Origin of the sequence: Actinotignum schaalii (assembly GCF_028864145.1) — a bacterium.
Classification (GTDB): domain Bacteria; phylum Actinomycetota; class Actinomycetes; order Actinomycetales; family Actinomycetaceae; genus Actinotignum; species Actinotignum schaalii_B.
Genome location: NZ_JARBHJ010000057.1, coordinates 1 through 7,004, shown reverse-complemented (window position 1 = coordinate 7,004; position 7,004 = coordinate 1). Strand labels below are relative to the sequence as shown.

Here is a 7,004-nt window from a genome sequence, read left to right as displayed (position 1 = left end):
GGGTTTGGTCGAGGGCGGGGCGCCCCGCCCCCCCCCCCCCCCCCCCCCCCCCCCCCCCCCCCGCCCCCCCCCCCCCCCCCCCCCCCCCCCCCCCCCCCCCCCCCCCCCGCCGTCGTCGTACCTTTAAATGCCAGCCACGCTACTGAGAGCCGTTTCACGCCGAAAAAATTTCCCTCCGGTCCGGGAGAGGAATATGCTATTGGCAATTTGAGCCAAAATCAGGAAGGCTCAGGAAAATTCGGAGGCACACGCACTTATGTCCGTGACGGAAACGACAACCACGACCGCCACTTACCCGATTGATCACCCTATCGATGGGAATCTCACCGTTCCCGCCAGTTCCGGCGTTTCCGGTGTTCCTGATTCCGCAGGAGTTAACAACCGGCCGGACGAGGATTTCTCATTCGGAGTTGTTCCCACTTCAAGCCGACGTTCCTTTTGGGCCGTCGGCTTTGTTATGCTCGGCTTCACTTTCTTCTCCGCGTCCATGTCGGTCGGAGCGAAGCTCGGCATCGGCCTAGACCTGGGCGGCTTCGTGGCCGCCGTCTCCATCGGCGGCGCCATCCTCGCCACCTTCACCGGGGCGCTGGCCTACGTGGGCGCGAAAACCGGGATGGGCGTGGACGAACTCGCCCGCCATTCCTTCGGCCGCTTCGGCTCCTTCCTTCCCTCCTTCCTCATCGCCTTCACCCAGATGGGCTGGTTCGGCGTGGGGGTGGCCATGTTCGCCATCCCCACCGCGGAAATCCTCAATATTAGCCCCTGGCCGATCGTGCTGATCGCCGGTGGCCTTATGACCGCCTCCGCCTACTACGGCATCAAGGCCATCGAGATCGTCTCCTTCATCTCCGTGCCGCTCATCGCCGGGCTGGGCACCTACTCGATGGTGACCGCCACGGTGGACGGCGGCGGCCTCACCCGCATCTTCGCCAACACCAGCGGCATGCCGGTGATGGTGGGAGTTGGCCTGGTGGTCGGATCCTTCATCTCGGGCGGCTCGGCCACCCCGAACTTCACCCGCTTCGCCGGCTCCGCGAAATCCGCGGTTATCACCACCGTTATCGCCTTCCTCCTCGGCAACACCCTCATGTTCTCCTTCGGCGCGGTGGGCGGTGCCTTCACCGGCAAGGACGATATTTTCTACGTGATGATCGCTCAGGGTCTGGCTATCCCGGCCCTTATCGTGCTGGGCGCCAATATTTGGACCACGAATAACAACGCCCTCTACACCACCGGCCTGGGCTTCGCGAATATGACGAAGCGCCCCAAGAAGCCGCTGGTTATTATCGCCGGTATCCTCGGCACCCTGTGCGCGCTATGGCTCTACGACAACTTCGTGGGCTGGCTGAGTTTCCTCAACGCCACCCTGCCCCCGATCGGCACCGTGCTGGTGGCCGACTACTTCGCCAACCGCCGCGCCTACCACGCCATTGTGGAGGCGGTGGAAACCGGGCGGATCTCCGCGGCGGACACCTCGAATACCTCAGCGACCCGCGCGGTAGCCTGGCCCGCGGTTATCGCGGTGGCTGCCGGGGCCCTGGTGGGCTGGACCATCCCGGTGGGGATTGCCTCGCTCAACGCTATCGTTGCCGCGCTGGCCGTGTATTTCGCTGGCCGCGGCGTCGTCGCAACAATGAAGTAACCATCCGCGCGCGGCACTGCGCTGCACCACGCTGCAACGCAGTCGCCTTTACCGCGCCGCACGCGCAACACCCGCACGAACTCGAAAGGAGCACCCGTGAGCACCCAGATTTTCCGGAATCTGCGCATCGAAAACGCTGACCACCTCTCCGATATCACCGTGACCGACGGCGTCATCACCGCGATCACACCCGCGGTTTCGGCCACCGCCCCCGTTTCCGGTACGACGGCGCAGCCGGGCCACGCGCCAGCCGCAACCGTCCGTGACTTCGGCGGGCGCCTGGCCCTGCCTCCCATCGTGGAATCACACGTCCACCTGGACACCACGATGACCGAAGGCGATCCGCACCCCAACGAATCGGGCACCCTCTTCGAGGGCATCGAGATATGGTCCCAGCGCAAGGCGAAGCTCACGGTGGAGGACGTCAAGGAGCGCGCCATGCGGGCGATCCGCCAGCAGGTGCGTTTCGGAATCCAGTACATCCGCTCTCACGTGGATATCAACGACCCGAATCTCACCGCGCTGCGCGCCCTGCTCGAACTGCGCGAGGAATTGCGCGACCACGTCACCCTGCAGCTGGTGGCGTTCCCGCAGGAGGGCATCGAATCCTATCCGCACGGGCGTGAGCTGCTGCGCACCGCCGCCGAGCTGGGCGTGGACGCCATCGGCGCCATCCCGCATTACGAATTCACCCGCGAATACTCGGTGAGCTCGCTGAATTACGCGGTGGGACTCGCGCAGGAATTCAACCTCCTCATGGACGTGCACTGTGATGAGATCGACGACGGCGCTTCGCGCGGCCTGGAAACCCTGGCGACTCGGGCCTATGAGGCGGGTATCGGGGAGAAAGTGACGGCCTCGCATACCACGGCGATGCATTCGTATAACAATGCCTATTTCATTCGGCTGCTGCGGCTGCTCAAGATGAGCGGAATCAATTTCGTCTCCAATCCGATGGTCAATACCCACTTGCAGGGGCGCACGGATACGTACCCGAAGCGCCGCGGGGTGACCCGGGTCAAGGAGCTGACGGAAGCCGGAATCAACGTCTCCTTCGGGCAGGACGATATCGTCGATCCGTGGAATCCGCTGGGCACGGGCTCGCTGCGCGATGTCACCCTCATCGGGCTGTACGTGACCCAGATGATGGGGGCCTCACAGATCGACAATTCGTATCACTTCATCACCCATAACGGCGCGCGCACCCTCCACCTGCCCGATTACGGCATCAAGGTGGGTAATCCCGCGAACTTCATCGTGCTGGGGGCGCAGTCCTGGCGCGAGGCCCTGGCTTTCCACGCCCCGGTGCTGGCGTCCTACCGGCGCGGTGAGCTGCTTTTCGAGTCCACTGAGCCGGAGCGCGCCTGGCATTTCTAAGCGGTTAGTTGTGCGCCGCGCGCTGTGCGCGGCGCCGCGCGGCACCGGCGCGCTTTTCTCCCGGACCCTCGGCCGAGTGACAGGCCGGGGGTTCGGTGAATTTAAGCCGGTGCCAGGCCCGCATCAGGCGGAGCCGGGCTGGCCCAGAAACAAAGTCCGCGGGAGAGCACCGTTTCAGAGCGAATTCGTGTTCCTTACGCGCACTTGACAGGAGTCAATGTCCAGGACGCGCACTTTGAGGAGGAGAGACTCGGTCAGCTAACAAAATGTACGTAGGTGACAGTTTTTCCGCGATTTAATGTCCGTGGCGTACACTCTGCGGCCCTAACAGTCCAAAATGCACCTTTTACAGCCTTGACGCCTGAGAACGACCCACTCTGCCTACCTTGGGCCGGCGGGAGGCGGGGGTGTTTTTCCGAGATGTACTTCGCATGTACGACATCTGCACTACAGCTCGGAAAACACCTACCACCCCTCCTCCCCTTGCACCACCTATTTTACATGTGTAAATTAGGCGGCATGAGAGAGGTACACACAGACGCTCCCAACGGCAGTGCGAACGGAATGCCGAACGGAAATCAGCACGATCCCCTCGGCCCAGTGGCAAACCAGCACGATCCCCTCGGCCCAGTGGCAAACCAGCACGATCCCCTCGGCCCCGCCGCAGACGATCCGCGCGCCCGGCGCTCCTTCGATGCACTGGTACGGGCCGCCGCCGCGCTCATTGATAGCGGCGCGGCGATTGATGATCTCACCGTCTCCTGGATTACGCGGGAAGCCGGGGTTACCCGCCCCACCTTCTACCAGCATTTTTCCGGGATTAGCCAGCTGGTGCGCGCCGTCGTCCTTACCCGGCTCCACGCAATTTTCGACGCCACCCCGGTGCCAACCTCGGAAGAACCTTCGCTCGACGTACAGCGGCAGGTACTCCTCCCCATGCTCACCACATTGCTTAAGCACCGCCACCTCATTGTCGCGACCCTCACCAGCTCCGCGGCTCTCGGGAGCGCAGCCCCGATTATCGCGGCGATTCGTGATCGCCTACTCAGCGCCCCGGCCATTCGCGCCCGCGGGCGCGTTATGTTCGGCACGCCCGCAGGGGAGAACGGCACCTATCCCCCGCCCTCGAAAGCGGAGATGGACTTTGCCTCCATGGTGGCTGCCGGCCTGCTCTGGCGCGTGCTCCACTGGATGAGCGAAGAACCTGCCGACCCCGCCGACCTTCCCCGCCTCGCCACCGAAGTGGGCAGTTTTACCCGCGCCGCCTACGGAGAACACTCATGAGCGAATCACGAAATACCGCCGCGCAGCCAGATGCGACGGCGCCGCATGCCGCCACCGACGTCGCGCCAACCCCGCAGCCGATCACGCAGCAGGTTCCTTCCCGCGGCTGGCGGGAGCGCATCCGCCCGGCGATTGTCATATTCGGGCTCGCCATTATTCCGATGATCTACGCACTGATTCTCACCGGCGCCTACGATGATCCCCTCGGCAACCTCAATGAGATCCCGGCCGCGATTGTGAACGAGGATCGCGGCACACAGCTGGATGGATCCGAGGTGAACCTGGGCGCTAGCATCACCGCCAAGCTCCTGGAAACCGAGGAACGCCAGAACTTCCAGTGGCAGGAATACTCGGCAGCGGAGGCCGAGCAGAAACTAGCCAGCGGTGATATCTACGCGGTGCTCAGCATTCCGGCGTCGTTTTCCAGCGATGCCACCTCGGTAGCGCGCGGCCCGGGGATTGCCACCCGAGCCCGGCTCTCTTTCGTCACCGACGATGCCCGCAACTATATCGTCGGCAATGTGGGACGCGTCATCGCCTCCACCGCCACGGCGGCGGTTTCGGAGAAAGTGTCGGCCAAATATCTTGATGGCATTTACCTCTCCTTCGGGACGCTGAGCGAGCAGCTGAGCGCCGCAGCGGGTGGGGCCGGCGAGCTGGGCACCGGGTTGCACGATGCGGCCGGCGGTGCTTCCCGGCTCGCGGAAGGCGCCGGCGAAGTGGCCGAGGGCGCCGAGAGTCTCGCCGCGGGAACGGGAACTTTGGCTTCCGGTGCGGGGCGTATGAACGACGGCGCAGCTCAACTCGCCGCCGGAGCGAGCGATGCCGCCGGCGGGGCCAGTGCCCTGACTGAGGGAGTTTCCCGCATAGCCGGCGGGGCCGGTGCCGCGAGCCTTGCGGCCGACCAGCTCCGGGATGGCGCGGAGCGCAGCGCCACGGGCCTCGACACCTTGGCGGCGGCCAGCCAGGATCTGGCTGCGGGCAGTCAGAAAGTAGCGGAGGGGAATGCCGCACTGGTGGAGGGCACTAACCGGGCTCTTGCCGGAGCGCAGCGGCTGAGCACCGGATCGGAGAAACTCAGCAGCGGGATCAGCACCCTCAATGACGGCCTGAGCACCCTCATCGCGATGTACGATGTGCTGCCTCCGGAGGTAATCAAGGCGAAGCTGGCCGAGGCCCAGGCAGGCACCGCGCAGCTTCTTGAGGGATCCACTCAGCTCCAGGGCGGGATCGCCACCCTCGTAGGTGAGGAAAGCGGAACGGCGAGCGGATCTGGCGTGGGTAGCGAAACCGACGCGAACGGCGTGCCTGGCGTAGGCACCGAAACCGGCGGATTGACCGCGCTCGCCAACGGGGCACAGGCCGCGAGCGCCGGGGCGGCACAGCTCAAAGACGGTGCCACCCAGTTGGCCGCGGGTGCGCAGCGCGCTGCCGCGGGAGGCCAGCAAGCCCTCGCCGCCACCGCGGAATTCGCCAGCCAACTCGACGCCCTCGCCTCCGGAAGCACCCGCGCCGCTACCGGAGCCACCCGTCTCGCGGAAGGGACCGCGCGTCTTGCTACCGGAAGTAACGAACTGGCAGCCCACGCCCCCGAACTAGCCGCGGGGGCACGTGCCGCCCACAGCGGGGCCACCCAGCTGAGCAACGGTGCCACCGCCCTCGCAACCAATCAGGAAACCCTACGCGATGGCCTGCGCACCCTGCGCGAAGGCGCCGCCACTCTAGAAGTGAAACTCTCTGAAGGCGCGGAAAAAATCCCGGTCTACACCCCGGGCGAATCCGAAACGATGCAACGGGTAGGTGCCGCCCCGGTGGAGTTGAGCACCACTCGCGCCCATCCCGTCAGGGATTTTGGTGCGGCAGTCGCCTGTTACTTCATCGCGCTGGCGATGTGGGTGGGCGCTATCGGCCTCTACCTCATGACGCCGCCTCTCTCGCGCCGTCTCGCGACGGCGCGAGTATCCGGGCTGCGGCTCGGGCTCGGTTCGGTTGCTACCGGAGCACTCATGGGAATTGTGCAGGCGGGCCTACTGGTAGGAATACTCCACTTCTTCGGGAATGTGGATCTCATCAACCCGGGCGCGACCTTCACTATCTGCATCACCTCCTCGATTGTGTATATCGCGATCAACCAGGCACTCATTGCGCTTTTCGGCGCCCCGGGGCGCTTCATCGCGCTTCTCATGATCGTGATCCAGCTGGGGGCGGCTGGCGGAATTTACCCGGTGGAAACCGCCCCGGGCTTCTTCCAGGCCGTCCACCCGCTACTGCCCGTCACCCACACGGTCAACGCCCTGCGGGCCGCGATTGCCGGTGGCCCGATTGATATCGGCACCTATGCAGGTGCTCTCGGGTTGTGGTTTGCCGCCTCGGTGCTGGCCACCGTCTTCGCCGCCGTCATCAAAAACTGGCGCGATGACCACACCGACACGCCCCGGCCCTGCGAGGCGAAAGCCGGTAGCGGCGGCGTCGTACCAAAAAATGAGGAGGTGCCCGCCGCGGCGCGGTAAAGGACAGGAGCACGCGCCGGGCCCGCAGCCGCACAGTAATTTCTGAGTCCTATTTACCGCGAGGTAAGGGAAGCCTAATACCTGACTTGGCTCATTTTGGCGTGATGTGATTCATATTGACGTTGTGGCCTGGGGTTTTATCTCGTGGTAACGCGAAATTCCTGACTAAAGGACGGGAAGGTGGGGGCGGT

Annotated in this window: 4 protein-coding genes; all 4 read left to right on the top strand. The window is 64.6% G+C overall.

All coding sequences use genetic code 11. The features are described from left to right. The first annotated feature begins 256 nt into the window (after positions 1 to 256). The 4 genes from codB (at position 257) to PWJ82_RS09295 (ending at position 6,813) form a co-directional block, all read left to right on the top strand. The gene (codB, locus tag PWJ82_RS09310) at positions 257 to 1,642 is read left to right on the top strand and encodes a cytosine permease (RefSeq protein ID WP_274736392.1); all 1,386 of its coding nucleotides are present in this window, start codon (positions 257 to 259) and stop codon (positions 1,640 to 1,642) included. Positions 1,643 to 1,738: 96 nt separating this feature from the next. After that, positions 1,739 to 3,019 (top strand): cytosine deaminase, encoded by a 1,281-nt coding sequence (gene codA / locus PWJ82_RS09305; RefSeq protein WP_274736391.1) that lies wholly within the window; start codon positions 1,739 to 1,741, stop codon positions 3,017 to 3,019. A gap of 600 nt (positions 3,020 to 3,619) precedes the next feature. Next, positions 3,620 to 4,303 carry a TetR/AcrR family transcriptional regulator gene (locus PWJ82_RS09300; RefSeq protein WP_274736389.1) on the top strand — a complete coding sequence of 228 codons (684 nt, stop codon included), beginning with the start codon at positions 3,620 to 3,622 and terminating at the stop codon, positions 4,301 to 4,303. Then, positions 4,300 to 6,813 carry a YhgE/Pip domain-containing protein gene (locus PWJ82_RS09295; RefSeq protein WP_274736388.1) on the top strand — a complete coding sequence of 838 codons (2,514 nt, stop codon included), beginning with the start codon at positions 4,300 to 4,302 and terminating at the stop codon, positions 6,811 to 6,813. Before PWJ82_RS09300 ends, PWJ82_RS09295 begins: the two co-directional genes overlap by 4 nt. Positions 6,814 to 7,004: the final 191 nt, after the last annotated feature.